Annotated in this window: 21 protein-coding genes; 8 read left to right on the forward strand and 13 right to left on the reverse strand. The window is 68.1% G+C overall.

Going from position 1 to position 26,933, the window contains the following annotated elements; genetic code table 11:
- Window positions 1-132: 132 nt before the first annotated feature.
- Both KF688_06020 and KF688_06025 read left to right on the forward strand, forming a co-directional pair.
- On the forward strand, window positions 133-1,617 hold the full coding sequence (locus KF688_06020) for a hypothetical protein (protein MBX3425218.1): 1,485 nt from the start codon (window positions 133-135) through the stop codon (window positions 1,615-1,617).
- Window positions 1,614-2,519, forward strand: a complete 906-nt coding sequence (locus KF688_06025; protein MBX3425219.1) for a hypothetical protein — start codon at window positions 1,614-1,616, stop codon at window positions 2,517-2,519. Before KF688_06020 ends, KF688_06025 begins: the two co-directional genes overlap by 4 nt.
- A 29-nt stretch (window positions 2,520-2,548) precedes the next feature.
- On the opposite strand, the gene KF688_06030 is transcribed toward KF688_06025, so the two are convergent.
- Window positions 2,549-3,211: an MBL fold metallo-hydrolase gene (locus KF688_06030; protein ID MBX3425220.1), complete on the reverse strand. Its 663-nt coding sequence runs from the start codon at window positions 3,209-3,211 to the stop codon at window positions 2,549-2,551.
- Window positions 3,212-3,653: 442 nt separating this feature from the next.
- On the opposite strand from KF688_06030, the gene KF688_06035 reads away from it, so the two are divergent.
- The gene (locus tag KF688_06035) at window positions 3,654-4,580 is read left to right on the forward strand and encodes a DUF1571 domain-containing protein (protein ID MBX3425221.1); all 927 of its coding nucleotides are present in this window, start codon (window positions 3,654-3,656) and stop codon (window positions 4,578-4,580) included.
- A gap of 178 nt (window positions 4,581-4,758) precedes the next feature.
- Here KF688_06035 and KF688_06040 read toward each other — a convergent pair whose 3' ends face one another.
- Together KF688_06040 and KF688_06045 are read right to left on the reverse strand one after the other, a co-directional pair.
- The gene (locus KF688_06040) at window positions 4,759-5,121 is read right to left on the reverse strand and encodes a hypothetical protein (protein MBX3425222.1); all 363 of its coding nucleotides are present in this window, start codon (window positions 5,119-5,121) and stop codon (window positions 4,759-4,761) included.
- Window positions 5,122-5,282: 161 nt separating this feature from the next.
- A complete protein-coding gene (locus KF688_06045; protein ID MBX3425223.1) occupies window positions 5,283-6,455 on the reverse strand; it encodes a DUF1559 domain-containing protein in 1,173 nt (390 codons plus the stop codon).
- Between the two features lie 688 nt (window positions 6,456-7,143).
- Here KF688_06045 and KF688_06050 point away from each other — a divergent pair.
- Window positions 7,144-9,366: a hypothetical protein gene (locus tag KF688_06050; GenBank protein MBX3425224.1), complete on the forward strand. Its 2,223-nt coding sequence runs from the start codon at window positions 7,144-7,146 to the stop codon at window positions 9,364-9,366.
- Between the two features lie 262 nt (window positions 9,367-9,628).
- On the opposite strand, the gene ispG is transcribed toward KF688_06050, so the two are convergent.
- The 9 genes from ispG to KF688_06095 all read right to left on the reverse strand — a co-directional run bounded on the left by ispG (window position 9,629) and on the right by KF688_06095 (window position 20,349).
- A complete protein-coding gene (gene ispG, locus KF688_06055) occupies window positions 9,629-10,765 on the reverse strand; it encodes a (E)-4-hydroxy-3-methylbut-2-enyl-diphosphate synthase (GenBank protein ID MBX3425225.1) in 1,137 nt (378 codons plus the stop codon).
- 122 nt (window positions 10,766-10,887) lie between these two features.
- A complete protein-coding gene (locus KF688_06060) occupies window positions 10,888-11,895 on the reverse strand; it encodes a CPBP family intramembrane metalloprotease (GenBank protein ID MBX3425226.1) in 1,008 nt (335 codons plus the stop codon).
- A gap of 88 nt (window positions 11,896-11,983) precedes the next feature.
- Window positions 11,984-12,610, reverse strand: coding sequence for a CDP-diacylglycerol--glycerol-3-phosphate 3-phosphatidyltransferase (gene pgsA / locus KF688_06065; GenBank protein ID MBX3425227.1), 627 nt, complete (start codon window positions 12,608-12,610; stop codon window positions 11,984-11,986).
- Window positions 12,611-12,789: 179 nt separating this feature from the next.
- Window positions 12,790-14,175, reverse strand: coding sequence for a 30S ribosomal protein S12 methylthiotransferase RimO (gene rimO, locus KF688_06070; GenBank protein ID MBX3425228.1), 1,386 nt, complete (start codon window positions 14,173-14,175; stop codon window positions 12,790-12,792).
- 402 nt (window positions 14,176-14,577) lie between these two features.
- Window positions 14,578-14,973, reverse strand: coding sequence for a hypothetical protein (locus KF688_06075; protein MBX3425229.1), 396 nt, complete (start codon window positions 14,971-14,973; stop codon window positions 14,578-14,580).
- Window positions 14,974-15,137: 164 nt separating this feature from the next.
- Window positions 15,138-16,211, reverse strand: a complete 1,074-nt coding sequence (locus KF688_06080; GenBank protein ID MBX3425230.1) for a DUF1559 domain-containing protein — start codon at window positions 16,209-16,211, stop codon at window positions 15,138-15,140.
- A 351-nt stretch (window positions 16,212-16,562) separates the two neighbouring features.
- Entirely contained in the window at window positions 16,563-17,756 is a 1,194-nt protein-coding gene (murG, locus tag KF688_06085; protein MBX3425231.1) for an undecaprenyldiphospho-muramoylpentapeptide beta-N-acetylglucosaminyltransferase, read from the reverse strand.
- A 587-nt stretch (window positions 17,757-18,343) separates the two neighbouring features.
- Window positions 18,344-18,853, reverse strand: coding sequence for a hypothetical protein (locus tag KF688_06090; protein ID MBX3425232.1), 510 nt, complete (start codon window positions 18,851-18,853; stop codon window positions 18,344-18,346).
- A 23-nt stretch (window positions 18,854-18,876) separates the two neighbouring features.
- A complete protein-coding gene (locus KF688_06095) occupies window positions 18,877-20,349 on the reverse strand; it encodes a hypothetical protein (protein MBX3425233.1) in 1,473 nt (490 codons plus the stop codon).
- 564 nt (window positions 20,350-20,913) lie between these two features.
- On the opposite strand from KF688_06095, the gene KF688_06100 reads away from it, so the two are divergent.
- Together KF688_06100 and KF688_06105 are read left to right on the forward strand one after the other, a co-directional pair.
- Complete coding sequence (locus KF688_06100) at window positions 20,914-21,639, forward strand: PTS sugar transporter subunit IIA (protein MBX3425234.1); 726 nt, start codon at window positions 20,914-20,916, stop codon at window positions 21,637-21,639.
- Between the two features lie 46 nt (window positions 21,640-21,685).
- The gene (locus KF688_06105; protein ID MBX3425235.1) at window positions 21,686-22,612 is read left to right on the forward strand and encodes a hypothetical protein; all 927 of its coding nucleotides are present in this window, start codon (window positions 21,686-21,688) and stop codon (window positions 22,610-22,612) included.
- A 77-nt stretch (window positions 22,613-22,689) separates the two neighbouring features.
- Here the strand turns inward: KF688_06105 and KF688_06110 are convergent, their stop codons facing one another.
- Window positions 22,690-23,436, reverse strand: a complete 747-nt coding sequence (locus tag KF688_06110) for an ImmA/IrrE family metallo-endopeptidase (GenBank protein MBX3425236.1) — start codon at window positions 23,434-23,436, stop codon at window positions 22,690-22,692.
- Between the two features lie 298 nt (window positions 23,437-23,734).
- Here KF688_06110 and KF688_06115 point away from each other — a divergent pair, with 298 nt between their 5' ends.
- Together KF688_06115 and ade are read left to right on the forward strand one after the other, a co-directional pair.
- Window positions 23,735-24,943, forward strand: a complete 1,209-nt coding sequence (locus tag KF688_06115) for a hypothetical protein (protein ID MBX3425237.1) — start codon at window positions 23,735-23,737, stop codon at window positions 24,941-24,943.
- Window positions 24,944-25,049: 106 nt separating this feature from the next.
- Window positions 25,050-26,696 carry an adenine deaminase gene (gene ade / locus KF688_06120; GenBank protein MBX3425238.1) on the forward strand — a complete coding sequence of 549 codons (1,647 nt, stop codon included), beginning with the start codon at window positions 25,050-25,052 and terminating at the stop codon, window positions 26,694-26,696.
- Window positions 26,697-26,933: the final 237 nt, after the last annotated feature.

The following is a 26,933-nucleotide window of genomic DNA, read 5'->3' on the forward strand; positions in this document are numbered from 1 at the left end:
ACAATGGATTGTTTCCCCTGACCTCCCGGTCTTTGAGCCCGTCTGGCTGAACGCCGGTCGCTTCAAGCCCATAGCGCGGCGCGCCGCCAAGCTCAACGCAAACGCAACACCACTCACCCGTCCGAGCCCGACATGTCCCGCGCCGTGGCGCTGCAACTGAAATCGACCGAGGCGGTCGCTGTCGTCGTCGCCGCACAGGCGACGCCGATCGTCGAGGCGGTCGTACGCGTGCCGCTGGGGGCCGACGACTCGCCTCGTCGGCGCGGCGAATTGATCGCCGAGGCGCTGGCGCCGTACCGCAAGTCGCGATTGCCGGCGGTGTTGGCCGTGGCTCGGGACGCGTTGGCTTGGCAGAACTTTTCGCTTCCCCCTGCGCCCGACGAGGACCTCGCCGGCTTGGTGCTTATGCAGGCCGAGCGCGAGTTGTCGCTCCCCGCCGACGGGGTCGGATTCGATTTCCTGCCGCTCGAAGGAGACGCCGAGCATCCGCGTCGCGTGCTCGGGGTCGGACTCGGCCCCAAGGCGTGGAGCGAAGCGCTCGAGGCGTGCGAAGCGGCTCAACTAAAACTGCGGCATGTCATTCCGGAGCCGTTCGGCTGGCAGCCGCTGGCCGCGCGGGCGCTCGCCGGCGCCGAGGCTGCGCCGGGAGCCGTCGCCGGCGACGGCGCCCATGTCGGCGTCGCGGCCGAACCGGGCTGGGCCGCCATCTGGGCCGACTCGGGGGGAGCCGTTCGTCTTGCGCGTTCGGTCCGCTTGCCCGACGCGGACGATCTCGATGCGTGCGCCGGGATCCTGGCCGGCGAATTGCGTCGGACGCTGCTTGCCTTCGGTCAATGGCATGCCGACGCGGCGACCGCTGATATTTGGCTCGCCGGAGGGGACGACGCGACTGCTCTGGCCGAGCGGCTCAGTGCGGCGCTCCATCGCGAGGTTCAGGTCGGACGGGTCCGCGATCTGTTCGACGCCGCGGCTGTCCCGGCGAGCCCCGACGACTGGGGCGCTCTGGCGTCGCTGGCTGCGGAACTGGCGAGTCGCAATCGCCCGCTGCTCGACTTGCTCAACCCCCGCCGCCCGCCGGCGCCCCCCTCGCGACTTCGCATCTACTCGCTTGCCGGCGTTGCGGCGCTCGTGGCGTGCGGACTCATCGGCTGGAAAGCCAACCGCAACCTGCAAGAACCGCTCGAAGAGGCCGAACTGGCCGAGTTGGAACGCACCTCGCTCGCCGAGACGATCGAAGGCTTCCAAAGCGACCTGAAACGGGTCGCGGAAATCAGCCGCTGGTTCGCCGGCGGCGCCGAGGCGACGCAGCGACTCGAGGAGATCGCCGCCAGTCTCCGTCCCCTTCCCCCCGACGCCGACGGCTTCTCCGCGGATCAGGACGTGGTGGTGACTCGGGTCAATCTCGTCGGCGCCAAGGCGACCGTCGAGATGGCGACCAAGAACGCCGAAGCCCTGCGACCGCTCGAAAGCCGGCTGCGAGCCGCGGGGTATCGGGTCGATCGCGGGACCGTCAATCCGACGGCCAATGTCGTTCCCGAGTACGCGGTCGGCGCCGTCGAAACGCTGGTTCGGGAAACTCCCGCCGCCGAGGGCAATGCACCGGGGGCGAACCGATGACCACGCGCGAAGCTCGTTTGACGGCGGCCGTCGCGGCGGCCGGGCTGCTGTGGGGAGTCTCGCGGGGCGTGTCGTCGTACCGCGAACAGCTCGACGTGAACGACCAACAGCGAATCGCGGCGCAACAGGCGCTCTCTGACGCCCGCGTCGAGGCCTACCGCGGCCAGAAGGCCCGTCAGCAACTGCGGGCGTGGCAGAAGCAGTCGCTTCCCGCCGACGCCGACGTCGCCGAGTCGCTCTACCGCGACTGGTTGCAGGACGAACTGAAGGCCGCGGGGATCACGAATCCCTCGGTCGCGGACCGCGCCCGGGCCCTAGCCGGCGAAGGGGCGACCGAACTCACCTTCAACGTCGGCGGCCAAGGGACGCTGGCCCAATGGCTGGAGTTCTTCCGCCGTTTTGCCGCGGGGCCGCACCTCCATCGGCTGAGCGAGACGACGCTCGCCCCGACGCCCGATCGACAGCAACTCACAGGCACGTTGCGGATCGACGCCCTCGTGCTGTCCGACAGCCCGCGCACGGCTGAACTGGCGGCCGACGATGCGTTTCCCCCCGACGCCAAAGCGGTCGAGAAGTTCGCCGCCTCGATCGCCGCGATCACGGCTCGCAACCCGTTCCAACCCCCCTCGGCCAAGCCGAACGGCGACGCGGGGAACCAAGCCGGCAAGGCGAAGGTCACCTTCCTCTTCGGCGGCCGCGACGGCTGGATCGTCGACGTTCGCCGCGAAGACACCGGCAAGGTCGAACGATACAAGGCGGGCGACACGGTGCGCTTCGGTACATTCGAAGCGAAGCTGCTCGAGCTCGACGAGCGACGCGTCCTCTACGAGACGACTGCCGGCAAATTCGAGGTGAAGCTGGGCCAGAACTTCGGCGAAGCCCAACCGGCGACCGACGGATAGCGCTTGGCCGACCGGCATGAGCCGACCGGCTAAGCTCGCCGCTCGCCTACGAAGGGGTTGGTGCGCTTTTCGCGGCCGATCGTCGTCGGCGGGCCGTGCCCGGAAAGCACGATCGAGTCGTCGGGCAGTTTGAACAGCACCTGCCGGATCGACGCGAACAGCGCCGCTGGGTCGCTGTCGGGAAAATCGCTCCGGCCGATGCTGCCGGCGAACAGCACGTCGCCCCCCAGCACGACGATCGGCGACTCGTCCAGCGCGAGAAACGCCACGTGCCCCCGGCTGTGGCCCGGCGTGTCGCGCACCGTCCAGCGGACGCCGGCCAGTTCGAGCACGTCCCCGTCGTCGACCAACTGGTCGGCCGGGGGGCTGGTGACCGGAATGCCGTACCCGGCCGAAAGATTCTCGACCGGGTCGGTCAGCTTGCTAGCATCGCCGCCGCCGATCACCAGCGGGCAGCCGGGCCACTGGGCTTTCAGCGGCCCGTTGCCGGCGATGTGGTCGGCGTGGCCGTGGGTGTTCAGGATCGCTGCCGGCCGTCGCCCCAACTCCTTAACTTCGGCGAGAATCCCCTCGGGATCGAGCCCCGGATCGACGACCACGCACTCCTGGCTGCCCGGCGCCGCGATGATGAATGCATTCTCCTCGAACAGGGGAGAGACAACGGTCCGAACATCGAGGCGCGGGTGCTTCATCGCGGTCAAGGTCCCCTTCCTTCCAGCGGCCGCAGTCGGTACGATTCGCCCCCCGACGGCCTCGGGGCCGCTCGCCTGGAAACTAGTCCAATTAGGCAAAGCCGACCTCCCGTGCCGTGAATTGTAATTATTTCGCTTGCGCCATGCGATAACTTCCCTGGGGTCCGCTGTCTCGTGACGCGTCGACCGCCGTCGGGCGAGCCGGCGCGTGACTGTTCCGGGGGTTGCCCGCGGGCGCACGTCGGCCAGCATAGAGTTGGGAACACGACTTGCATAATTGACGATTTCATCGCCCCGACGGCGCCGCGACGAACCCGACCGCACGCACCCGCTACTGCCGAACCGCCCGCCTTGCGGGCCTGTCAGCTCGATCCCTAACCCGCCACCTTCCCGCCGCGGCGAACTGCAGGATCCGCAGGACCGCCCGAGGAGAGTCCCCGAGATGTCGAAAACGAATTGCCTCGCCGCCCGCTCGGCGCTGTTTGCCAGCGTGGCGCTGACCGCCGCCGTCAGCCTCGGCCAGCAAGATCGCTGGGTCGAGCCGATCGTCCGGGTCGCCCACGAAGAGCCCGCCGACCAGCGGCAACCGGCCCAAGTGGCGTCGCGGGTCGTGCCGGGAGGCGCCCCGACCGCGGCGTTCGATCTGACCCAACGCCCGGGCGAGCACCCGCTGGCTCCCGCGCTGCGGATCGCCCAAGCTTCGCTGGCCGACATCGATCGCAACATCCGCGATTACTCGGCGATCGTCTACAAGCAGGAGCGGATCGACGGCGAACTGATGGACCAAGAGGTCGCCTTCGTCAAAGTTCGCCACCAGCCGTTCAGCGTCTACATGTTCTTTCTCGCCCCGAACAAGGGCCGCGAGTGTCTGTACTCCGAAGGCCCCGCCGGCACGAACGGCAAACTGCTGGCCCGCGATTGCGGCTTTCGCCGCAAGCTGGGCGTGTTCGAACTCGATCCGACCGGCCGCTTGGCGATGAAGGGGCAGAAGTACCCGATCACCAAGCTGGGCGTGAAGGCCCTGACTGACGAACTGGTCACCGTCGCCAGCAACGACGTGAAGTTCGGCGAGTGCGAAGTGAAGCACCTCCAAACCGAACTCGGCCCTAAGACCGGCCCCAAGCGACCGGTGACGATGCTCGAGGTCACCCACCCGATCGAGCGGATCGGCACGTTCCGCTTCCACAAAGCCCGGGTCTACATCGACGACGAACTTCGGATCCCGATCCGGTACGAAGCCTATCTCTGGCCCCGCGGCAACGAAGCCCCGCCGCTGGAGGAGACCTACACCTACATGAATCTGAAGGTCAACAACGGCTTCACCGACGCCGACTTCGACCGGAAGAATCCCGAGTACTTCAAAGACTGAGCGGCTCGCCGCACGAGCGGCGCCGATCGGAACTGATGTTGCGTCATGCAGAGCCCCGGCCGCGCGGTCGGGGCTCTGTTCGTATCCTGCCAGACGAGCCGAGGCGCCGCGGTCCAAGCCTGCGACGCGACTCGGTTCGACTTGCGTGGGACGCGACCCCTGGGGGTCGCGCCCGCGGCTAGTCGAGCGCGATCTCGATTCCCTGCCCCGGCTCGACGGCGATCGTCCGCTGCAGGTCGGCTTCGAGATACTGCGGGCCGATTGCGCGCAGCGCAGAGGCGGAATTCGTCCTTGGCGACGGGGCGAGCGAGTACGCATACGTTCCCGCGATCAGCTCGCCCTGAAACGTGCCGTCCGGATTGACCGGCAGCGTCTTCTGGTGGCCGTGGTCGAGCGGCTGCAGGACCAGGGCGACGTTGCCCACCGGCCGACCCCCTGCGGTCACCTTGCCGGAGACGGTCGTGGGGGCCTGCTTCAATCCGATCGGCTCGCCGCAACCGAGGGCGATCGTGCAAGCGAGCGTCATGACAATCGTTCGCATACGTTCCTCCTGGACCACAATTGTCGCGTGATGTGCCGTGATTTGTTGCCCGAACGGTCGACGTTCGGCAAGTCGTGTCGAGAGTCCGCGACGTCGGCAACAGGGGAGCGTGCGGACGCCGCGGATCGAGAGCAACGCATCGTCCGCTTCCGCCGCGGTCGTTACAGGTCGAAATCCGCGAGTTGCCCGTCTTCGGCGCCGACCAGCCACTTGACGACCACGCCGTCCATGCTGTCGGCCAGGAAGTGGACCGACCCGTCCCCCATGGCGGCGTTGACGCCCCCCGAGTGGAAAGCGAACGGCTCGTCGTTCGGTCCGCAGTTGTTGACCGACCAACGGCACTCCGGCGGCCCGCCGTCGGGGCTGGCGTAGTTGTTCAGCTTCGCCGCGCGCGAACCGGGGCTGATCGCGTTGCTGGGGCCCGAGTAGCCGTTCCCCACCGCGTCGGCGTCGGCCCACGCAAACACCCGTCGGCCGTTCGGGCCGCTCGACATGTCGATCGGATCGGCGGCGCCGGACACCGGCGTAAAGCGGTTCGAGTACGAGCCGTAGTTGTCGACGTCGGGATGCGAGCGGCCGGCGTCCTCGATCCACATGATCGTATTGCTGGCCCCGTCGGTGACGCGGCTGAACCCTCCGCCGTCGCAGTTCAACAGCGGAGCGACGACCTGCGTCTTCCAAGCGTCCGACCCCGCCCCGGGAGTCCGCATGCCGTAGGTCGCCGAACCGGGTTGCGAGTCGACGTCCGACAGCGCAACGATCATGTAGTCGATGCCGCCGTACCCGTGCACCGGGTCGCGCGCCTCGTTCGACACCGGAGTCGACGGACAGACGAACGAGTCGATCTTGGTCTTCGCCGCGAGTTGTCCGTTCGGATGGGCCGGGTCGTCGTAATTCCGACCCGTGGTCTTCGGATGGAGCAAGCAGCCTGTCGGCGTTCGGAGCGATTCGCCGCTCGGGGCGGCCGAGTACACGGTTCGCGGATCAGCCTGATGATCGAACATGTCGTAGATCGCCTGTCGCTCGATGTAGGGCAGCACGTGAGTCGCGGTCGAGTGGATCGTGTACGTCGTCGAGGCGCCTCCGGTCGAGTCGCACTGCCCGCTGGGGGGGAGCCGCTTTTTCGCCGACTCGAAGTTGAGCGCTCCCAGGGCCAGTTGTTTGACGTTGTTGCTGCATTGCATCCGCCGGGCCGCCTCGCGTGCCGCCTGAATCGCCGGCAACAGCAGCGCCACCAACACGCCGATGATGGCGATCACCACCAGCAGTTCGACGAGGGTGAATCCGAGACGACGACTCCCGTGCGAGGCGTTTCGGCCGACTTCCGTAGACATGCGAAATCCTGTTAGGTGTGCACTTGATCGACCGCGAGTCCTCCGACTTGCGCGCGGTCGCACGATGAAGCTGCGAATCCTAGCGATGTCCGTGAAGAACGGGTGTCGTCAGCATGAAGATTCCGCGAAGATCAGCGCTTTGCGCATCGGTGCAATGGCATGCGGAGTTCCGAAGAAGGCGCCCGGCACTGCAATTCTCGATGCGTTGAGCAATGAAAGCGATTGCGACGCGAAGTCGGCGCGAGTCGGCAAAATCCTTGCGCATGCGCAGGTCCGCAAATGCGAAGGCGACCCGCCATGCCCGCGATGGGAGCGGGAGAATCGAGGGCCATGGTCGCCGATCGCCGCTGCGGATCGTCGATCGATGCGTCGCGTCGCCCCGGGCGCTGCGACGCATCTTCAATACTTGCGTTCTTGATATCGACAATCTGGACTAGGGCAAACACTGGGACATGCGGCGCCGGCTGCATTTCGCGAGGTCGCCGCGTATTCCTCGGAGTCGCGGCCGACTACAATTCGCGGAAGTTCCGGCAGCTCTCTTCATCGTCGGAGCACGATCAAACGACGTGCCCGCAGGCCCTAATCATCCCGGTCGTTGCGGCGTCTCCTCACGGAATCGCAACTCCGCTTGTCACAAAGGTCGATCATGGTGCGCATGACCTGTCTCGCATCGACTGCACTGACTGCTATGGCGTCGTTCCTCGGCGCAGCGTTCATAACCGCCCGAGCGGCGGCGTCAGATGGCGTCGTGGCGACGCCGGCGACGGACGCCTCGCGGCAGCCGGTCGTGTTCACTACCGAGCAAGATCACCAGGACATGCTCCGGCAACTCGGCATTGCGAAGCTCCGCCCCGGCCGCAGCGGAGACGCGAGCGCACCCAACGCCGCCAACTACGACGAGGCCCGTGCGAACCCCTACCCGACGCTGCCCGCCGTGCTCAAGTTGGAAAGCGGCGAACAGGTCGCCACGGCCGACCAATGGCGAAACCTGCGGCGCCCCGAGATCGTCGAGGCGCTCGCGCGAGAGGTCTACGGTCGCGTCCCGGACAACGTCCCCGCCGTCGTTTGGCAGGTCCGCGAGACGCGCGAGATTGACGCCTTCGGCACGCCGGCGATCCAGAAACGCATCGTCGGCGTCGTCGACAATGCGGCCTGTCCCGAGATCGTCGTCGAAATCTCGATGTCGTTGACCCTGCCCCGGGATGCGACGGGGCCTGTTCCGGTCTTGATGAGCTTTGGGTGGACGCCGTTCGAATCGTCGCCGTTCGGTCCGCGCGGGCCCGGTGGACGCGACGAGGAGTCGGGCCCCCGGCGACCGTCGCGCGAGGAGCGGCTCATCGCGGCCGGTTGGGGGAGCGCGATCCTCAACCCGACGACGGTGCAGGACGACGTCGGCGGCTTGCAGCGGAATCGCTGGGGCCGAACCGTCTCTCCCGACGCCGAGCCGACTGGCGCCGGTCTGACGCGCGGCATCATCGGTCTTGCGAACCTCGGCCGGCCGCGCAAGCCCGACGACTGGGGCGCCTTGCGGGCGTGGGCCTGGGGGGCGTCGCGCGGGTTGGACTACTTGGAAAGCGAATCGGCCGTCGATTCGCATCGCGTCGGCATCGCCGGCGTCTCCCGCTTCGGCAAGGCCGCGCTCGTGGCGATGGCCTTCGACGAACGATTCGCCGCGGGGCTGATCGCCTCGTCCGGGGCCGGCGGCACGAAGCTCCTTCGCCGCGACTTCGGCGAGACCCTGGAGAACCTCGCGGGCTCGGGGGCGTATCACTGGATGGCGGGCAACTTTCTCAAGTACGCCGCCGAGGAAGCGACTTTCGGCCGACGCACCGCCGACGACCTGCCCGTCGACGCCCACATGACGCTCGCCCTGTGCGCCCCGCGGCCGACGTTCATCAGCCACGGCGTCCCCGAGCGTGGAGACGCCCAGTGGCTCGATCATCGGGGGAGCTTCATGGCGGCCGTCGCGGCCCAGTCGGTCTTCCGATTGCTGGGAGCGCGCGACCTAGGGCGCAGCGACGACTGGCGGACCGAGACGATGCCGGGGGTCAACGTGGGCCTGCTCGACGGGGCCCTCGCCTGGCGGCAGCACGACGGCGGGCACACCGACGAACCGAACATTGAACGCTTCGTGAAGTGGGCGAATCAGCTCCTAGCCGACTCGCCGGCCGATCGCCCGGCGCTTGGCGCTCCCGCTCAGCCGCGGGTCGCGGGCGTGCCGCGCACCGATCCGAACTCGCAACTTGCCCATCGCCAACTCGTCGCTAAAGCCAAGCAAGGTCGGATCGACGTGTACTTCGTCGGCGACTCGATCACGCGCCGCTGGGGCGCGACTGATTACCCCGCCTTCCTCGCGAATTGGAAACGCAATTTTCACGGCTGGAATGCCGCCAATTTCGGCTGGGGGGGCGACGCAACGCAGAATATCCATTGGCGGATGCAGAACGGCGAACTGGACGGGACCGCTCCCAAGGTCTTCGTCCTGCAGGCCGGGACGAACAACCTCCCCTGGACCGGCCCGGCCGACGAAGCGAAGGTCGACGAAATCGTCGCCGGCATCGAGGCGATCATGGGCGAGTTCCGGCGACATGCGCCCGAAGCGACGATCATCCTCACGGGTCTCTTCCCGCGCAGCCAGAACCCGCAGCTCGCTCCCGCGATCCGCCGCGTCAACGAGCGGCTGGCGCAATTGGCCGACGGCAAGCGGATTCGCTTCCTCGACCTCGGCGACAAGCTGGCCGACGCAAACGGGCTGCTGCTTCCCGGAATGTCGGAGGACGGGCTCCACTTCACCGAGCAGTCGTATCAGATTTGGGCCGACGGGTTGAAGCCGATCCTGCGCGAATTGCTCGGCCCTCCCGCGGCGGACGACCTCGCCCCGTCGCCGACCGGCGACCCGAGCGCCGGTTGAATCGGGTCGGACAATCGGCAGGTCCAGCACCGCGAACGGAGCGGCCTGATTCCGCCGGCGCGGCGGAAACCAACGTCCGGACGTCCGTCCCGCCCGGTCCTGCGGCTTCGTCACGTCCGGGTAGTGATACCATTTGCGCCCCTAGAAGGGTGGCTGGGGTCGCAGCGCAGCGGAGCCCCCAGGGAATCCGCTGGGGGCTCACTTCGTTCGACCCCAGCCACCCGTCAATTTGGCAAATGGGATCACGACCCACGTCCGCGTCTCACGTCCGCGTCGCAATCAGCGCATCGAGCTCCGCCTTCAGTCGCGGCAGGATCGCGTCGTACGGGAACTGCCCCAGTTCCTCGCTGCCGCGCTTGAGGTTCACGAAGTTCGGACCGCACCACAGGCCCAGGTCGGCGTCGTCGGTTTCGCCCGGGCCGTTCACCCGGCAGCCCATCACGGCGATCGTCAGCTTGTGATCGGCCGCGTAGCTCGTCATCTCCTTAACCTGCTCGGCCAACTCGATGAACGCTTCGTTCTCGACTCGCGAACAACTGGGGCAACTGATGATGTTAAGCGTCGAGAGCCCGTAATCGACGACCGAGCGGACCCGCCCCGCGGCGATGTCCGCCAAGATCGCCCGCCCCGCGGCGATCTCCTCCGGCTTGCGGGGGTTGCTGACGGTCAGCGACACCCGGATCGTGTCGCCGATGCCGCGGCTCACGAGCTGCTCAAACGCGATTCGCGTCTTGACGATCCCGTCGGGGGGCATCCCCGCCTCGGTCACTCCCAGGTGGAGCGGCACGTCGGGACGTTGCTCGGCGAAGCGGCGGTTGACCTCGATCACCTTCTGCGGGTCCGAGTCCTTGAGCGACACGCAGTATCGCGTGAAGCCCAACTCGTCGAGCCAGTTGCAATGCTCCCATGCGCTGTCGAGCATCGGCGAGATCGAGTCCTCCTCGGAATACCGCCCCAGCTTGTCGGGATCGACGCTGCCGCAGTTCACGCCGACTCGCAACGCACAGTCGTGGTCCGCCGCGACCTGGGCGAGGAACCGCACCTTTTCGCGCCACGGCTTGTCGCGCTCGTGGTGGTACAGGTGCCCCGGGTTGTAGCGAATCTTGTCGACGTACGGGGCGACGAGCTCCGCCATGCGGTAGTTCTCTTGCAGATCGACCGACAGGTTCGCCGTGGTTTGCCGACGGATTGCAGCGAGCGCGGCGGCGTCCTTGGCGTTGTCGACCGCGATCCGTACGACGTCGGCCCCCGCGGCGTGCAGCGCATTGACCTGTGCGACGGTCGCGTCGACGTCCTGAGTGTGCGTCGCCGTCATGCTCTGCACGGCAATCGGATGCGCCGCGCCGATGGCGATCGAACCGATGCGAACCTCACGGGTCGGATTGCGGGGGATGTTCATCGCATTGCTCGTTGAAACTCGCGCAAAGGCGCTCAGACGCACAGACAACAGCTCGAATCGCACGGCGTCAACCGACCGAACAAGCAATCCGTGTGGCTTCGTGCGATTGTGCGAGATCGAAATCAGGTTCCCTTGGTACGCAAATACTCCAGCAGCAACAGCCACATCGTCAAGCCGTTGAACAGCAAGTGGCAGGTGATCGAGGGCACGATGCGATGCGTGCGGTGGTAGAGGTAGCCCAGCACGATTCCCAACAGGGCCAGCGGAACCGGCGCCACGCCGTGGCCCCAGTGCGCGAGCCCGAACAGCAGCCCGCTTGCCGTGATCGGAAGCCACCCCCGCGACGGCGAGGGATCCGCCTGGACCACGTGCATATCGCTGCTGCAAGCGGCGCCGTCGACGTCCTCCGCCGCGGTCGCCTGTTCCGACTCTGCTGAAACTTCGACCGCCTTCCCCGCAAGCTCCGCCTTCTCAAGCCACCCCAACAACACTAACCGAAACGCCGTTTCCTCGAACACCGGCGCCGCGACGACCGCGGCGAACCCGATTCCCAGGATGAGCCCCAGCGACGGCTCGCGGGAAAACTCTTCGACGAACGGATGCCCGTGCTCCGGCTCGATGACGTAGCTCAGCACGATCTGCAGGAAGTAGATCGGCGTCAAGGTCGCTAAGAACGCGACGGACCCCAGGCCGACGTCGCGAGCCAGTTGGCGGCGATTCGCGGGGAATCCCAGGTCGTGCGCCGTCGCCCCGGTCAACGTGGCGAGTCCTGCCCACACCGCCACGGCCAGCAGCGTCAGCGTCAGCGACGTCAGCGCCGTATCGCGAATGAAATGCTCGGAGTCGTCCCCGGATGGCGCGTCGTGCGCGGCGTCGTCGGCTTTGGCCGGGGCTGCAAAGTCTCCGGCCGGCGGTTCCATGGTCGCGAGCCGGGAGACGACGTTCAGCAGCATCGGCGTCACCAACAGCAGCGCCGCCCAACCGTTCCACGGCACGCGGCGGCGCGGCTCGTACGGCACGAGGGGGCGCCCGTCGATGTGGCGCAGAAACAGCGCCGCCAACGCCAGCAAACTGGCCGTCGGTGCCGCGACGTACGTGGCGAGCGCCAAGTTGTCGGCCAGCGAGTTCATGCGGCGGCAGCGGCTGGAAGGAGCGGCCGCAGGGCGGCCGGGGACGTGGCGAAACGCGGCCCCCGGTTCGCTCGGCCGAGGGGGCGCGCTACGGCGCCGTCAATTGACGCCACGCCGCTTGAACATACCCCACGGCCGACAGCACTGTCAGGACCACCGCCAGCCAGACGGTTGCCGTCAGGCCGTAGGTCATCCAACCCGGGGGCGGGCCGTCGATCCACAGGCCGCGGCGCGGGTCAAGGTAGCTGAGTACGGCAAGACTGAACCCTGCGGCGGCGCATTGGGCGACCATCTTCCACTTGCCGGCCCACTTGGCCGAAAAATCGCCCCCCTCCCCCTCGACAAAGCTCCGCAGCGCGGTCACCAGCAATTCGCGCGCGACGATCACGACGCACATCCAGGCGTAGATCCCCGAGACGAGCTTCCCGTCGAGCAGCCGGGGCGCCGCGGCCAGGTAGATGAACGTGCCGCAGATGATCAGCTTGTCGGCGAACGGATCGAGCACGCGGCCGAGCTTGGTGACTTGCCCGTACTTGCGGGCCCAGTATCCGTCGACCCAGTCGGTCCCCGCGGCGATCATGAACACGACCAACCCCGGCAGATACATTCCCAGCGACAACAACACGAACAGCACGCCCGAAAGCGCCACCCGCGCAACCGTCACTTGGTTGGGGACGTTCCACAGTCGCTGCGTCGGTTCGGCGGAATCAGGCATTGCGGGCGATTGCTTCGCTGCCCGGGGCGGGGCAGGGGACGGAGGGGGATTTGTGCGGAGGAAAACGGCATCCGAAACAAGCCCGAAGCGAGAAACTCAGAAACGACAGGCGGCCGACCTCCCTTTGCGTGATTCGCTAGGCGACGATCGGATTTGTTTCGGCGTTCGTGGTTCGGATCCTACCTCGGCTTCCCGCAGGCGGCGGCGATCAGGTCGTATCCCTGGCTCGCCACGACTTCGCATTTTACCAGCGCCCCGGGGCGAAGTCCCGCGCCCGTGACGTACGCCACCCCGTCCACGTCGGGGGCGTCGGCAAAGCTGCGGGCCACCCAGGCGTTGCGCTCCCCGGGCACGGGCGCGTCGATCAGCATGTCCAACTGCCGTCCCAGTTGCGACTCGTTCCACGCGAACGCCACCTCCTGCTGGACGGCCATCAACTCTTCGCGCCGTTGCTCCTTAACCTCCTCGGGGACGTGGTCGGGCAGCTTGGCCGCGGGGGTGTCGGGCTCCAGCGAGTAGGTGAACACTCCGGCCCGCTCGAACCGCTGTTCGCGGACGAACTCGACCATTTCGGCGAATTGCTCGTTGGTCTCCCCGGGAAAGCCGGTGATGAACGTCGTCCGCATGACCAGCCCGGGAATCCGCTCGCGCAACTTGGCGAGCAGCGTTTCCGTCTCGCCCCGCGTCACGCGGCGCTGCATCCGCCGCAGCATCACGTCGTTGGCGTGTTGCAGCGGCATGTCGAGATACGGCACGATTCGCTCGCTGCCGGCGATGACGTCGATCACGTCGTCGGTGAAATACATCGGGTACAGGTACATCAGCCGAATCCAGTCGAGCCCCTCGACCTGCTCGAGTTGCCGCAAGAGCTCGGCGAGCCGTGGCTCGCCGTACAGGTCCATGCCGTAGTACGTCGTGTCTTGAGCCACGACGACCAGTTCGCGCACGCCGTCGGCGGCCAGTTCGCGAGCTTCGGCGATCACCTCCTCGATCGGCTTGGTGGCGTGACGCCCGCGCATCTTGGGGATCGCGCAGAACGTGCAGAGCCGATCGCATCCCTCGCTGATCTTGAGGAACGCAAAATGCCGCGGCGTGATCCGCATCCGGGCCGTGTCCGGGAGCGGGCGAACCGGCGCCGGGTGAAACACGGTTCGCTGTTCCTCAAGCCCCCCGACCAGTCGATCGGCGACCTTGGTCACCTCCTCGCGCCCGAACACCCCGACGAGGTGGTCGATCCCGGGCCGCTCCTCGAGCAGCGACTCCTTCTGCCGCTCGGCCAGGCAGCCGCTGACGATGACGCCGCGCAGCTTGCCTTGCCGTTTGAGCTCGAGCATCTCGTCGATCGCGCCGAACGACTCGGCCCGCGCCGCTTCGATGAAGCCGCATGTGTTGACGATGGCGAAGTCGGCGCCCTCGGGCTCGGCGACCAGCTCGTAGCCGTCCAGCCGCAACATCCCCAGCATCCGCTCGCTGTCGACGAGGTTCTTCGGGCATCCCAGGCTGACGAAGGCGTAACGGCCTTTCGACTGTCCGCGCTGGAGATTCTCGGTAAATTGCGACGACACGGAGGGGCTCGGCGTATAGCGGGGGAGGGCACAGGAGAGCGAGACCCCTGATTGTAGACCCAGGGCGCGCCGCCGCCAATCGCTGCGGGCTTCCGGTCGTGATGCCTTTGCGCCCTTGGAAGAGTGGCTGGGGGCGCAGCGCAGCAGAGCCCCTAGGGGAGCCCCTGGGAGCCACCCTTCAATTTGGCAGGGTATCACCGCCGGGCCGCGGCCGAGAAACTCGCCACAGGGGGCGCAGACTCCGCAGCGGGCAAGCGACTCGGCGACGCGAATCGAGCGATGCGCGTCCCCTCCGGCCGGCTTGGACGCCTGCGCCGTTGCGAACAGCGATTGTCGGCACGGGGATCCCTTCGTGGCCTCGGCGGCCAATTCCCTCGCTCGTGGGGATCGCCGGGCCTCCAGTCACTGCTCGACGACAAAGTCGAATTTCGTCGTTGCGGCGTCGACGAGGGCCTTCAGCGGCGTCGTCGACGCCTCGCCGTAACGGGCCGGCACGGCGAGCGTCTGGTCGCGGTAACTCTTCCAGATCTTGAGCACCACCTTGTACTCCCCCGGGTTCGCTCCGTCGCCGGGGGTCGTCGTGGTCAAAGCGAACGACCCGTCGGCGGCGACGTCGCCGACGGCCGGTTTGCCCCCCGCGACGGGTTGGAACACGACCAGCGCGTTCTCGCCTCCCAGCGGCGCTCCGTCGGCGCCCTTCACCGTACCGGTCACGGGAATCAGCCCGCTCTTCGGCCCGCACCCGGTCCCGAGGAGCGACAAGCAGGCTGCGAGGGCGAAGTTGAAGGTGCGATTCATAATGACATATCGGCCTGTCGCATTACGTGACATGCGGCGGACGCGCCTTGATTCAGGGTGTGGTCAAGTCAAACTCATCGATGCGGCGAACTTCAGCAGACGGACGCAACGTCAGACGGAGCGATCACGACCGCATTCCTCCGCGCCCGTCCGCGGTTGCTCGGTCAGAACGGCATGTCGCCGATGACTTGCCCGTCGGCGCTGGCGATCATCTTGTCCCACACGGTCCCCCAGGCGCCGTACGGTCCGCTGGTCTCGACCTCGTTCGACACGAAGTGCGAGCTTCCGTCGGCCATGCCCAGGTTGACGCCCCCCGGGTGGGCGCTGCGCGTCGTCGCCTGATCGGCCCAGTCGTCGCCGGTGTAGTCGGGCATGCACTCCTGTTCCAGGATCGTCAGATCCGCGCTGGTCGGTCCGGCGACGTCGTCGGCATTGGCGTTGCAGACGTTCGGGCCGTTTGCGTCGCCGGTCGATCCGAACCAGAACAGGACGCTGCTCCCCGCTTGGCCCATCGCCCACGTGCCGCGACGGTCGCGCGGGGTGACGCCTGAGCGAACCTCGGCGACGAGGATCGTGGAACTGCCGCCGTCGGTGATCTGCCGCAGATTCACCGCGACGTTCGGGCCGATCACGCCGCGGCGTTTGTCGTCCTTCCACCCGGGAGAGTCGGGCCCGAAGATGCCGATCGTGGCCCCGGTGCTGGTCGTCAGCAACGGTCCGTTGCCCGCATTGGCGGCGTAGTTGCCGCGAGCCCAGTAGACCGGCGTCCGCGGCCCTTGGACTTCCATGTGTTGATAGGCGAAGGAATCCGACGGGCACCGCAGCGCGTCGATCACCGTCGTCCGCGCCGGTTCGTTCGCCGTGTCCGAGATGTACTTCGTCAGATCGAACCGGTCGTACACCGTCTGCTGCTCCATGTAGGGGAGCACGCGGATGATCCAGTTCGGCCCGATGTTCGGCGAGGTCGCCGGGTTGGTCCCGGCCGGGAAGTCAAACGCCGAGGGAAACGACTTCCTGGCCGACTCGTAGTTCAACAGCCCCAAGCTCACTTGACGCAGGTTGCTCAGGCACTGACTGCGGCGCGCCGCCTCGCGCGCCGCTTGGATTGCCGGCAACAGCAGCGCCACCAGCACGCCGATGATCGCGATGACGACCAACAATTCGACCAAGGTGAAGCCCCGAGATCGGCGGCGCGACCTCGGTGCGCAGTGCGCACAACGCAGCGGCGTGACTTGCATGGCAAGCGTCCTCGATGTTCACTCTGCGGCATGACGTGTGAGGAGGCGGCCCCGGTGCGGCGGCTCGCTGCGAGCGGCGCGGCGCAAGGCGGCTGGGCGACAAAGCGACGATCGGCGAGGCGGGCTCGACGAACGTTTGTTGCGACGTCGATTCTCATCCTAATCTTCGCCCGGTCGCAAACGCGAGAGCGGCGCACACGAAAACTGCGCACCGCATTGTCGCAGGAGCGCAGGCGAGTGCGCCTGCGCAGGCGGAATCGTGTTCCCGCGGAACGTGCAAGGCAAGTCGGCTCGATGAGCGACTTGCGATCACTTGGTTTCCCGGCGCCTCGACGCCGAGGCGCCGATTTCTCAGGCCGCCAACCGAACCGTCGACCCGCCGCAGAGTTGATCGCGGATCGCCGCAGCGATCTCGGCCGAGGCTTGCGGCCGCGCCAACCGCTGGATGTTGCGGGTCATCTCGGCCCGCACGTGATGATCGGCCAGCAGCGGCTCCAGCTCGCGCGTCAGCGCCGCGTCGAGCGCCCCGGCCTGGGACGATTCGTCGATCATCCGACACGCCCCCGCGGCGGTGAACACCTTGGCGTTGGCGATCTGGTGATTGTCGGCCGCTTGCGGGTACGGCACCAGCACCGACGGCGTGCCGGCGAGCGACAACTCGGCCAGCGTCATCCCGCCGGCACGGCTGATCGCCAGATCGCTGGCGAACAGCACCGACGCGATCTCGTCGATGTAAGTGACGGCCAACGCCTGCAGTCCCAGCGCGGCGTAACGGGCTTCGGTCTCCTGCAGTTGCCCCTCGCCCGTCTGGTGGACGATTTGCCATCCCTTGAGCCGATCTCCCAACTTCTTGAGAGCCGCGGGGACCGCTTCGTTCAGCGACCGCGCTCCCGCCGCGCCGCCGAGAACGACCAGTCGGCGTTGACGATACGGCTGATTAGCCACCAGTTCGAGCGACGAGTCGGCGCTTCCTGTTGCCGCGGAACTTGCCGACGTCGAGCGCTGCTGCAATCGGCGGTAGAGTTGCTCGAACGACGGCCGCGCCGGGTTGCCGGTCACTTGCACCGGGGCTTGCACGTGCAGGTGAGGCCGCACCTCCTCGAACGCCGCGCACACCAGCGAGGCTCCGCGCGACAGCCACCGCGTCGTCCATCCGGGGACCGCGTTTTGCTCGAGGAGCACGACCGGAATGCCCCGCGCCACCGCCGCACGGACGATCGCCGCGCTGGTGTAGCCTCCTAATCCCACGACGAGCGAGACGCGCTGTTCGCGCAGCATCCACCTTGCGGCGCAGTAGCCCGCGACGTTGTCGGTGACGAACCGCAGCGCCTGCACGGGGTTGCGAGGCGTCGGTTGCGAAGGGATGACCGTGTAGCGAAAGCCCGCGGTCTTGACGGCATGCCGCTCGCGCGCGGACCCGCCCCCGGCGAACGTGAGGTCGATCCCCGGCATCCGCGCCGCGAGATGCTCGGCGACGGCCAGCCCGGGATGAAGGTGCCCGACGGAACCGCCGCCGGCGAACAAGACGTGGGGATTCATAGCCATTGCAAAAACGTCCTGGAGGTCGACACGGCCAATCGGGGCGCCGGCGGCGCGACCGTCGGAGCGGGTCGCACGCTGCGCGGAGCGGACGGCCGTCAGGCCGAGGTCGGCAGCGCTTCGGTTTGCGTCATGATATGGGTCGGTCGGAAAGAACGTGCGGAGCGCATGGGAACGCCCGACGCGGCCCCTCGCCTCGCCGGGGAGGGGCGATGGGAGCGGCGACGCGGCGCGACCGCATCGCAGGTCCCTTGCCCCTCGCCCGACTCGGGAGGAAGCCGGCGTGGATCCGCCGGGCGACTGGGGCGATCGCAAGGATCGCCCCAGCCCCCGGACGTAAGTTCCATCGTGAAGCGCCCGAGCGAGCCGCAGACCCAGATGCTGCTCGCCAGGACATCATGCTCCAACCCCAGGGAGGGCGGTTCGCCAGACCCCGCAATCCGACGAACCAACGATGGAACTTGGCAATGGTTTGTGGCGAAGGCGAGTACGATGGCGAGAGGTCGGAGGTCCGGGAGCTGACCCGCAACCGTCGAATGAAACGACTCTCGCCCTTGTCTCTTGAACCTTCTCTCGTTTTCTCGTTTTCCCCGCTAGGCGGCGTGCGCCGCGACTTCGAATCGCGAGGCAAGCCGTTCGGCGAGTTTGTCGCAACTGGCGGCGCTGATCCCCAGGGCGAGCACCGTGTCGCCAGGGATGAGCGAATCGTTCAGCAGATTCCGTGCAGTCGGATCGTCGCTGCAGACGACTACCCGGCCCACCGGCAGGCCTGCGTCGCGAGCCGCCGTCGCCAACTCGCGGGCTCCGTGCCCGCTCACGATCACGGCGTCGGCTTGGCCGTCCTCGACGAACCGCGCGCCCCAGGCGTGCAGATCGACATGGGGCGAATCGGCCAATTCGGTCGCATCGCACCAGATCACGCGACGTCCCGCGGCCCGGAACTGCCGCAGCGAGTCGAGCGCGGCTTCGGCCACGACCGGCGATGCGTGCGGGGCCGACAGAATCGTGGCGCCGGGGGCTGCCATCAGCCGCGGCCGCAACGAGCGGCGGGTGCCGCACTCGCCGACGGTCGCAAGAGGCGTTTGTTCGACGATCAAATTCATGTCAACTCCCTCGTGAAGTCCCCTCAGGCCGCAAGCCGGAGGGCGGGAACATTGCGGGCGTAAAGCATTTCGCGCACCGCCTCAACGTCGCCAATTGTTTCCGAACGCTCGCCGAACGCGAATCGCGGTCGTGCGAAGCTGCCGGCCACGACGACCACGTCGCCGGCGTCGGCCATGGCGACGGCCCAGGCGATCGCCTCGCCGCGGTCGGCGACCACCTGCAAACGGTCGGTCGACAACCACTGGTCGTCAGGATTCAGATTGCCGGCGGCGCGATCGGTCACGATCGCCACGTCGGCCAGTTTGCGAATCACGCTGCGCAGCGAAGCCGTTTCGTCGACGGAGTTCGGCAACGAGTCGCCCAAGACGCAGATCACGCGCCCGGCCGCGAACTGACGAGCCGTCCGCAGCGCCGCGGCCAGCGAATGCGGCGCGGCGGCCGAGTCGACGTACACCGGGAATTCCTGCCCGCAGTCGATTCGTTCCATCTGGCCCGGCATGACGCCGACCTGTTCGATGCCGCGGGCGATCGTCTCCAGATCGATCCCCTCGACCAGCGCCACCGTGGCTGCAGCAAGACAGTTTTCGACATGCTTGCGACCGACGACGGTCGAGCGAATCGCGGCCGAGTCCTCCCCGGCCGCGAGGACCCACAGAGTTTCGGTCGCATTTTCCTCGACGATCGTCGCCATGATCTGGGCCGCGTCGCCCAAGCCGTAGGTCAGCGCGGGAGCGTCGAGTTCCGCCAGCCACCGGCAGCAGACTTGGTCGTCGGCGTTGAGCACGGCCATGCCCGTGGGGGAGAGCAGATCCAGGGCGCGCCGCTCGGCGTTGCGATAGTTTTCGCGCGTGTGGTGCAGGTCGAGCCGCCGCTCGCTGATCGAGGTGACGCAGACCGCGTCGAACTCGACGCCGGCCAACCGGGCTTGAGCCAAGGCCGCGCTCGAAGTCTCGACGATCGCGTGCGTGCAGCCGGCCGCTTCCATGCGAGCCAGGCGCGAGGCGAACTCGACAGGGGAGGGCGCTTCGCCCCAACCGGGACCGACCGAGATGCCGTCGCTCGTCTTGGTCGAGCTGAGAACGCCGAACTCGAAGTCGGCGGCGCGGAAGATCGATTCCAGCAGCGTCGCCGCCGCAGTCTTGCCGTGCGTGCCGACGATGCCGATCGTCTTGATCTGTCGCGAGGGGTGTTCGACCAACGCGTGGCACAACTCGCCGTAGGCGATGCGCGAATCCTCGACCTGATAGACCGGGACGCCGAACGCGGCGACCGGACGATCGCAAATCACCGCGGCGGCGCCGCGACGAACTGCTTCGGCTGCGTGATCGTGTCCGTCGTCGTCGTCGCTCAGGACGGCGACGAACGCATCGCCCGCTTGAACGTCGCGCCAATCGGCCGTGCAGGCCGAGACGCGGATTCCGGGGGCTCCGGTGCGGTCGGCGAGGGCGAACAGGGCGTCGAGCGAGACGCCGAACGAGTTGGGCGCTAGCGACATGGCGACAGGCCTCCTTGCCTGCGGTCAGCGCCGTCCCCGATTTGCGGGCGGGAACGCCGTCGACTCAGTGTGTCGTCGCGGGAACGAGAATCCGTTCTCGTTCGCTCCGCTCGTCGCTTGCCGAGCGGCCGTCCTGGCTGCTGCGGCGCGTCGTTCGCCTGGGTCGCGACGACGTTGCGAGAGCGGCGGGAGTTGACCGCATTCCGCCCGATGCGTCAAGGCGAGTTCGCCGCGGGGCAATTCCGTTGCTAGCGAGGTCGGGCCGCGACGCCTGCGTCTGGCGATCTCGCGCCATGTCGCGAAAGCGCACAGGTCGGCGCGAACGCGATGAGTCTGTCGGCGCTTCTCGGACCGCGAGATCGAACCGGTCGCGAGCCGGGTCTTCCCTTGCGAGTGCGATTTGCGTCCCGCTGCGTTCCTTCGCGATTGCTGTCCAGCGATGCACGTCGGCGAGAGGCAAGGCGGGGGAAGCGCTGGGAAGTTTTCGCTGGACACGGTCGCGGCGGCTGCTGACAATTGCTGTCACGCCGACGGTTCGGCTGTTTCCCTTCTCTCGTGACGTGCATGATTGCGCATCGCGTTATGGCTGACGAAGACTTTGACATCGCCACGCTCGCCGTGTACCTGCACCTGATGCCGGCGCAGGTGGCGCGGATGGCCGAGCGCGGCAAAGTGCCGGGGCGTCGTATCGGGGGGGAGTGGCGATTTTCGCGGCCGGAGATCAATCAGTGGCTTGAGGAGCGGATCGGAGCGAGCGACGAGGTCGAGTTGGCGGCGCTCGAATCGAGCTTCGAACGATCCGACGTGATGGGGTCGCACGCGCCGCTGGCCGAGCTGATGCCCCCCGAGGCGGTCGCGGCGCCGCTGGCCGCTCGCACCCGCGGGAAGGTGATCGCCGCGATGGCCGAACTCGCCGCCGACACCGGGTTGCTGTGGGACCCGCACAAAATGGCCGAGGCGATCACGGCGCGCGAGGAGATGATGTCGACCGCGCTCGACGTCGGCGTCGCTCTGCTCCACCCTCGTCGGCCCCAGGCGTCGATCTTGGGCGGGCCGGTGGTCGCGCTGGGAATCGTCGCCGGGGGGATCCCCTTCGGAGGCGGGGGCGGGGGGCTCACCGACATCTTCTTTCTCATTGCGGCGACCAACGACCAGGAACATTTGCGAATCCTCGCCCGCTTGAGCCGCATCATCAACGACGCCGCATGGCTGACCGAGTTGCGCGCGGCGCCCGACGCCGCGGCTGTGCGAAAACTGGTGCTCCAGCGCGACGCTCACTTTGCGGGCTGACGACCTCGACCTGACCCCGGCGACATGAACCCCGCGAACGTGCGACATGGACGCTGACCCCTGCCTCTTGACGATCGATGCCGAGCCGGAGCCGTCCGACGGCGGCGGTCAAAGCGTTGCATGGGGCGTCGGGCCGTGGCACGCCCGGGAGTTCGGCGTGCTGACGACCGTGCTGGGAGATCAGGCGCCGAGCCCCGTGTTGGACACGCTCTCCGCGGCGATCGAGCGGATCGACGGCAATCCGAATCCCCCGGAGGTCGTCCTGCTTGCCCAGCCGCGGCCCGGGTATTTTGCCGAACACGAGGCGGCCGCGTTGGTCCGCGCAGCGCCGCTCACTCGGGTGGTCGTCGTTGCCGGGACGTGGTGCGAGGGGGAGTGGCGCACCGGCCGCCCGCTCGCCGGATTGCCGCGCTTGTATTGGTACGAGTTCGCCGCCTGGTGGCGTCGAGCGCTTGCCGATCGCCACGGCGGGCGCCAGCCGGCGTGGGCCGATCCCCTGGTCGACCCGCGCTGGCCGGCGTGGCGCAGCCGGCTTGCCGGGGCCAACGGAACTCGCAACGGCGAGTACAAAACGGCGGCCAATCGGGTGGCGATCGACGTCGGCGACTACGAAAGCTTCATTGCCCTGCAATTGGCGCTCAAGCCCCACGGCTGGCGCTGCGTGTGGCAGCCGCGGCATCGGCCGGAGGTGTGGAACACGCACCGCACCGGGGGGGCGTCGGACGCGGCGCCCGTCGCGGGCATCTGGGACGGGGGGCAACTCGACGACGTCGAGACCGCGGCCCTGACCGCATTTGCCGGCCGACTGGCCCCGCGCGCGGCCCCGGTTGTCGCCCTGCTCGACTTCCCCCGAGCCGAGCACCACGCCGCCGTCCGCGCCGCGGGCGCCTGCGCCGTGCTCGGCAAGCCGTACTGCGTCGATGCCCTGGCCGAGGAACTGGCCCGCGCGGTCGGCCAGCGGAACCTGGCATAGCTCGCCCGTTTCCGCTTGTCGGAACCGCGCGAGCCGCGAACGGCGCGAAGCGTCTTCGCAGGACCCGGGCGGCTTGCTCACCAGAGCTCCTCCAATTGCGTGCGTACGATCTCGCGACGCCAATGCGGTTCGTGGATCGCCCACGCCCGCACGTCGGCCACGCCGGGAGGCAGCTGCTCGGGCGCGCAGGCAACCGCAGCGGTGCGCTGGTGGGCCGTTCGCCACGCGGCCAGCTCTGCGTCGCTCAGCCGCGGGGCGCGGGGCAGCACATTGCTGCGGCGCCAGACCGGTCGACCCTGGTCGACGAGCGTGACGATCACCGGCGGCGGCATCTCCAGCATGCGCCGGGCGAGCAGTTCGTGGCTGGCGGTGGCGAAGGCGCTCTTGAGTTCCGTCAGGTCCCAGTCGCACGCGGCGCCGGCGTCGACCAGCCACTCTCGCGGCAGCAGCAGGCTGCCGGCCAAATGGTTGGCGATCGTTTCCCGCGCGCCGGTCGGGGCGTGGTGCGGGTCGAGCCCCAACGCTGCGAAGACGCGATGGGCGGCGTTCTCGCCAATCTCGTGGGCGACGGCCCACTGGCGACGCTCCGGTCGCGGGTCGTCGGCAACGAGAATCGCCGGCCGCGGCGCGCCTCCGCCGCCGGCAAGTCGCACCAGCCGAGCCCGACTTGCCCCCCACCCGTCGCGGGCCACGGCCAGCCCCAGCCGGTCGGCCAGCGCGAACGCATCGACTGGCGGCGCCAACAGTCCTCCCTCGGCCAGCAGGTCGGCGGCAACCTCCTCGACCACGCCCTGCAACTGCTCAAGGGGAACTTCAATCGACATGCGACGGGCTCGCAGCGCAGGCGATGGTCGGGGTCAACGACGGCGTTCGGATTTTAGGATATAAACATATGTACACTAACCGATTGCCGTGCGAATGCAAGCTATTTCTCTCGCTCACGGTCGAATGCGACCAAGGGGCGATTGATCAAGCCGGACCAGGTCGATGTCCAGGACGGTTCGCGGCGTCCTTTCACGGGCGTGGCGGAGAATCTATATTGAGCGATTGGCCCGACGCCGTGACGGCGGGCCGGTTTGCCGCGCTTTGCAGGTCGCGGCGGTCTCGCACTATTCGGCGGCTATGGATCAACCGAAATCGAAGTCAACTTGGGACCAACTGGCCGAAGCCATCGGGGCCCAGCCGGCCGATGACGCGGCGGAGCGTCGTCGCCCGGCCATCGAGCATACAATCGTCTCGGAGACGCCGCGGCACGAGGCCCCGACCACCAAGCCGGGCGATTGGGACGCCCTGGCCGGCGAGCTCGGGGTCGAGGCTCGTGAAGCCCCGCCGGCCCCGCGCCGCGCCGCGCCCCCGCAAGCCGCCGTCGCTCCGCCGGCGCCCAAACCGGCGCCCCCTCGGCAGGAGCGGCCCGCTCCGCAGCCCCCGGTCCCGGCCGCGGTCGAGGAGGATGAGGAAGAGTACGATTCCTGGGAAGACGATCTCGTCGAGGTCGTCGAGGAGACGGACGAGAGCGACGATCCCGCCCGCACGGAGCCGGAGCTGAGCGGCGAGGCGGCGCGGAGCGCGTTCGACGCGCTGTTTGAAGCGGGCTCGTTCGCCACGCTCGGCAGCGCGTTTGAGATCGATGAGGCCGAAGAAGCCCGCCGCGGAGCGTTCGTTGACATCGACGAGGACGCGTCGTCGGTGATTGACGAGGACGATTCTCAGATCGAGGCGGAGCGGTCGGCGGACGAAGAGAGCGACGAGTCGAGCGAGGACGATTCGGAAAAGGGCTCCGAGGACCGGCCCCGTCGTCGACGTCGCCGGCGTCGCGGGGGTCGTGGTCGCGGTCGGTCGGCGCGCGAGACCGAAACCGAACTCGACGAGCCGGACCTCGACGGCGACGAACAGGATGCGGCGACTGAGCCGGTCGACGGGGCCGCGGACGACGAGGATCGCGAAGAGGATTCGTCCGAAGAACCGCGTCCTCGGCGTCGTCGGCGCGGTCGGCGTCGCCGGCGCGGCGAGGGGGACGAGAGCGGCGGCGAGCGAGACGACAAACCGGGTCGCGCGAAGCGCGACCCGCTCGACGAGGACGACGAGGACGACGACGAACCGGCGCGCGAACGATCCTCGCGCAGCGATGCGGACGATGACGGCGACGAGGATGACGACCACGGCCCGACGCGCTCGACCTCGCACAAGAACATTCCGACTTGGTCCGACGCGATCGGCGTGATGGTCGAGACGAACATGGCGGCGCGGAAGGCCAATCCCGGACGCGGCGGCGGCGGAAGCGGCGCGCGCGGCGGCCGGCCCCGCGGCGGCCGGCGGCGACGGAAGTCGTAGTTTTCGCCCTGTGCAAGGGATCGCACGCGGCTTGCGGCGGCAGCCGCTCGCGTCGCACGCGGTTCGTGCGCGCTCGGTTCGTGTTGCACTCACTCGCAGGATCGTCATGAGCGCATCGTTTTCGGTCGCAGGCCGTGTCGTCGACGTCGCGGGCCGGCGCGTGTTTCCCGCCCTGGTGTCCGTCGCCGAGGGGCGGATCGCGGCGGTCGAGCCGCTCGCCGAGGCGCCGGCCGACGCGGGCTTTCTGCTTCCCGGGTTCATCGACGCCCACGTCCACGTCGAGAGCTCGATGCTTGTGCCCACCGAGTTCGCCCGCGCCGCGGTCGTGCACGGCACGGTCGCCACGGTGAGCGACCCGCACGAGATCGGCAACGTGCTGGGAGTCGCGGGGGTCGAGTACATGCTCGCCAACGCGGCGCAGTGTCCGTTGAAGTTCAACTTCGGCGCCCCGTCGTGCGTGCCGGCGACGACGTTCGAGACGGCCGGCGCCACGATCACCGTGGCCGAGGTCGAGCAGTTGCTGGACGACCCGCGGATTCGCTACCTGAGCGAGATGATGAACTTCCCCGGCGTGCTGCACGGGGACCCCGAGTGCCTGGCGAAGATCGCCGCGGCCCAGTCGCGCGGCAAGCCGGTCGACGGCCACGCCCCCGGGCTGCGAGGCGCGGAGGCCGCCGCGTACGTCGCCGCGGGGATGACGACCGACCACGAGTGCTTCACCAAAGAGGAGGCGCTCGACAAACTGGCCGCGGGGTGCAAGATCTCGATCCGCGAGGGTTCGGCTGCGCGCAATTTCGACGCGCTTTACGCGCTGCTGGGCGAGCACCCCGGGATGGTCATGCTGTGCAGCGACGACAAGCATCCCGACGAGTTGCTCGCGGGTCACATCGACGCGCTGGTCCGCCGGGCCGTGGCCGGGGGGATCGACCCGTTCGACGCGCTGCAAGCGGCGTGCCTCGTGCCGATCGAGCACTACGGGCTCGACGTGGGGCGGTTGCAGGTCGGCGATCCGGCCGACTTCATTGAGGTCGACTCGCTGACCGAGTTCCGCGTGCGGCGCACCTGGATCGACGGGCGCCTCGTCGCGGAGAACGGTCGGACGCTCATCGAGCGGGTCGAGCCCCCCGTGGCGAACAAATTCGTGCCGACGCACGTCCGGCCCGAGGATCTGCGCGTGCCGGCCCGGACGGGGCTGACGCTGCAGACGATCGAGGCGCTCGACGGGCAATTGATTACGAATCGGCTGTCCGTCGAGCCGACGGTGGTCGAGGGGGAGGTCGTCAGCGACCCGCCGCGCGACGTGCTGAAAATGGTCGTCGTGAATCGCTACGCCAAGGCGCCGCCGGCCGTGGCGTTCGTGAAGAACTTCGGATTGCACGCCGGGGCGATGGCGTCCAGCGTGGCGCACGACTCGCATAACGTCATCGCCGTGGGCGCCACGGACGACGACATTGCCGCGGCGATCAACGCCGTGATGGACGCGGGGGGCGGGCTCGCGGCGGTCGATCACCGCGGCGGGGACCGGTGGGTGCTGCCGTTGCCGGTGGCCGGATTGATGGCGACCGGCACGTGCGAGGAAGTCGGGCATGCGTACCAGGAACTTGACGCCGCCGTGAAGAGCTGGGGCTCGACGCTGCGGGCGCCGTACATGACGCTCAGCTTCATGGCGTTGCTGGTCATCCCCGCGCTCAAGCTGAGCGACAAAGGCCTGTTCGACGGGGCCAAGTTCGCGTTCACGCCGTTGTTGGAGTAGGGGGCGGAGCGTCGCCCCGTTTCGGCCGCGGTTCTCGCATTGCGTCGTCCTCTCAAACGGAAAAGAAAAAAAAAGTTGGGATCCCAACGCTCGAAGCAAGCGACCTCTCTGGAGCGTATTGCCGCGTAGGAAAGCGGAAGTGACGTCAGCAGCGGCGGCTCGTGGTCGACGGAGGCGTCGCGCCGCGTCTTGCGAGCGAAGCGTCGAACGGCTCGGCAAGCCCCCGGGAACCGCCGG

The sequence above is a fragment of the Pirellulales bacterium genome (assembly GCA_019636345.1).
GTDB lineage: Bacteria > Planctomycetota > Planctomycetia > Pirellulales > Lacipirellulaceae.

Bases quoted from the DNA above. Each gene is read 5' to 3' on its own strand.
- KF688_06040 (MBX3425222.1), bottom strand. From the start codon at position 5,121: ATGCGAACGATTGTCATGACGCTCGCTTGCACGATCGCCCTCGGTTGC.
- KF688_06090 (MBX3425232.1), bottom strand. From the start codon at position 18,853: ATGAATTTGATCGTCGAACAAACGCCTCTTGCGACCGTCGGCGAGTGC.
- ade (MBX3425238.1), top strand. From the start codon at position 25,050: ATGAGCGCATCGTTTTCGGTCGCAGGCCGTGTCGTCGACGTCGCGGGC.
- KF688_06050 (MBX3425224.1), top strand. From the start codon at position 7,144: ATGGCGTCGTTCCTCGGCGCAGCGTTCATAACCGCCCGAGCGGCGGCG.
- KF688_06105 (MBX3425235.1), top strand. From the start codon at position 21,686: ATGGACGCTGACCCCTGCCTCTTGACGATCGATGCCGAGCCGGAGCCG.
- KF688_06115 (MBX3425237.1), top strand. From the start codon at position 23,735: ATGGATCAACCGAAATCGAAGTCAACTTGGGACCAACTGGCCGAAGCC.
- KF688_06025 (MBX3425219.1), top strand. From the start codon at position 1,614: ATGACCACGCGCGAAGCTCGTTTGACGGCGGCCGTCGCGGCGGCCGGG.
- KF688_06095 (MBX3425233.1), bottom strand. From the start codon at position 20,349: ATGTCGCTAGCGCCCAACTCGTTCGGCGTCTCGCTCGACGCCCTGTTC.
- KF688_06060 (MBX3425226.1), bottom strand. From the start codon at position 11,895: ATGAACTCGCTGGCCGACAACTTGGCGCTCGCCACGTACGTCGCGGCA.
- KF688_06075 (MBX3425229.1), bottom strand. From the start codon at position 14,973: ATGAATCGCACCTTCAACTTCGCCCTCGCAGCCTGCTTGTCGCTCCTC.
- KF688_06100 (MBX3425234.1), top strand. From the start codon at position 20,914: ATGATTGCGCATCGCGTTATGGCTGACGAAGACTTTGACATCGCCACG.
- KF688_06030 (MBX3425220.1), bottom strand. From the start codon at position 3,211: ATGAAGCACCCGCGCCTCGATGTTCGGACCGTTGTCTCTCCCCTGTTC.
- ispG (MBX3425225.1), bottom strand. From the start codon at position 10,765: ATGAACATCCCCCGCAATCCGACCCGTGAGGTTCGCATCGGTTCGATC.
- murG (MBX3425231.1), bottom strand. From the start codon at position 17,756: ATGGCTATGAATCCCCACGTCTTGTTCGCCGGCGGCGGTTCCGTCGGG.
- KF688_06045 (MBX3425223.1), bottom strand. From the start codon at position 6,455: ATGTCTACGGAAGTCGGCCGAAACGCCTCGCACGGGAGTCGTCGTCTC.
- KF688_06080 (MBX3425230.1), bottom strand. From the start codon at position 16,211: ATGCAAGTCACGCCGCTGCGTTGTGCGCACTGCGCACCGAGGTCGCGC.
- KF688_06110 (MBX3425236.1), bottom strand. From the start codon at position 23,436: ATGTCGATTGAAGTTCCCCTTGAGCAGTTGCAGGGCGTGGTCGAGGAG.
- KF688_06020 (MBX3425218.1), top strand. From the start codon at position 133: ATGTCCCGCGCCGTGGCGCTGCAACTGAAATCGACCGAGGCGGTCGCT.
- KF688_06035 (MBX3425221.1), top strand. From the start codon at position 3,654: ATGTCGAAAACGAATTGCCTCGCCGCCCGCTCGGCGCTGTTTGCCAGC.
- pgsA (MBX3425227.1), bottom strand. From the start codon at position 12,610: ATGCCTGATTCCGCCGAACCGACGCAGCGACTGTGGAACGTCCCCAAC.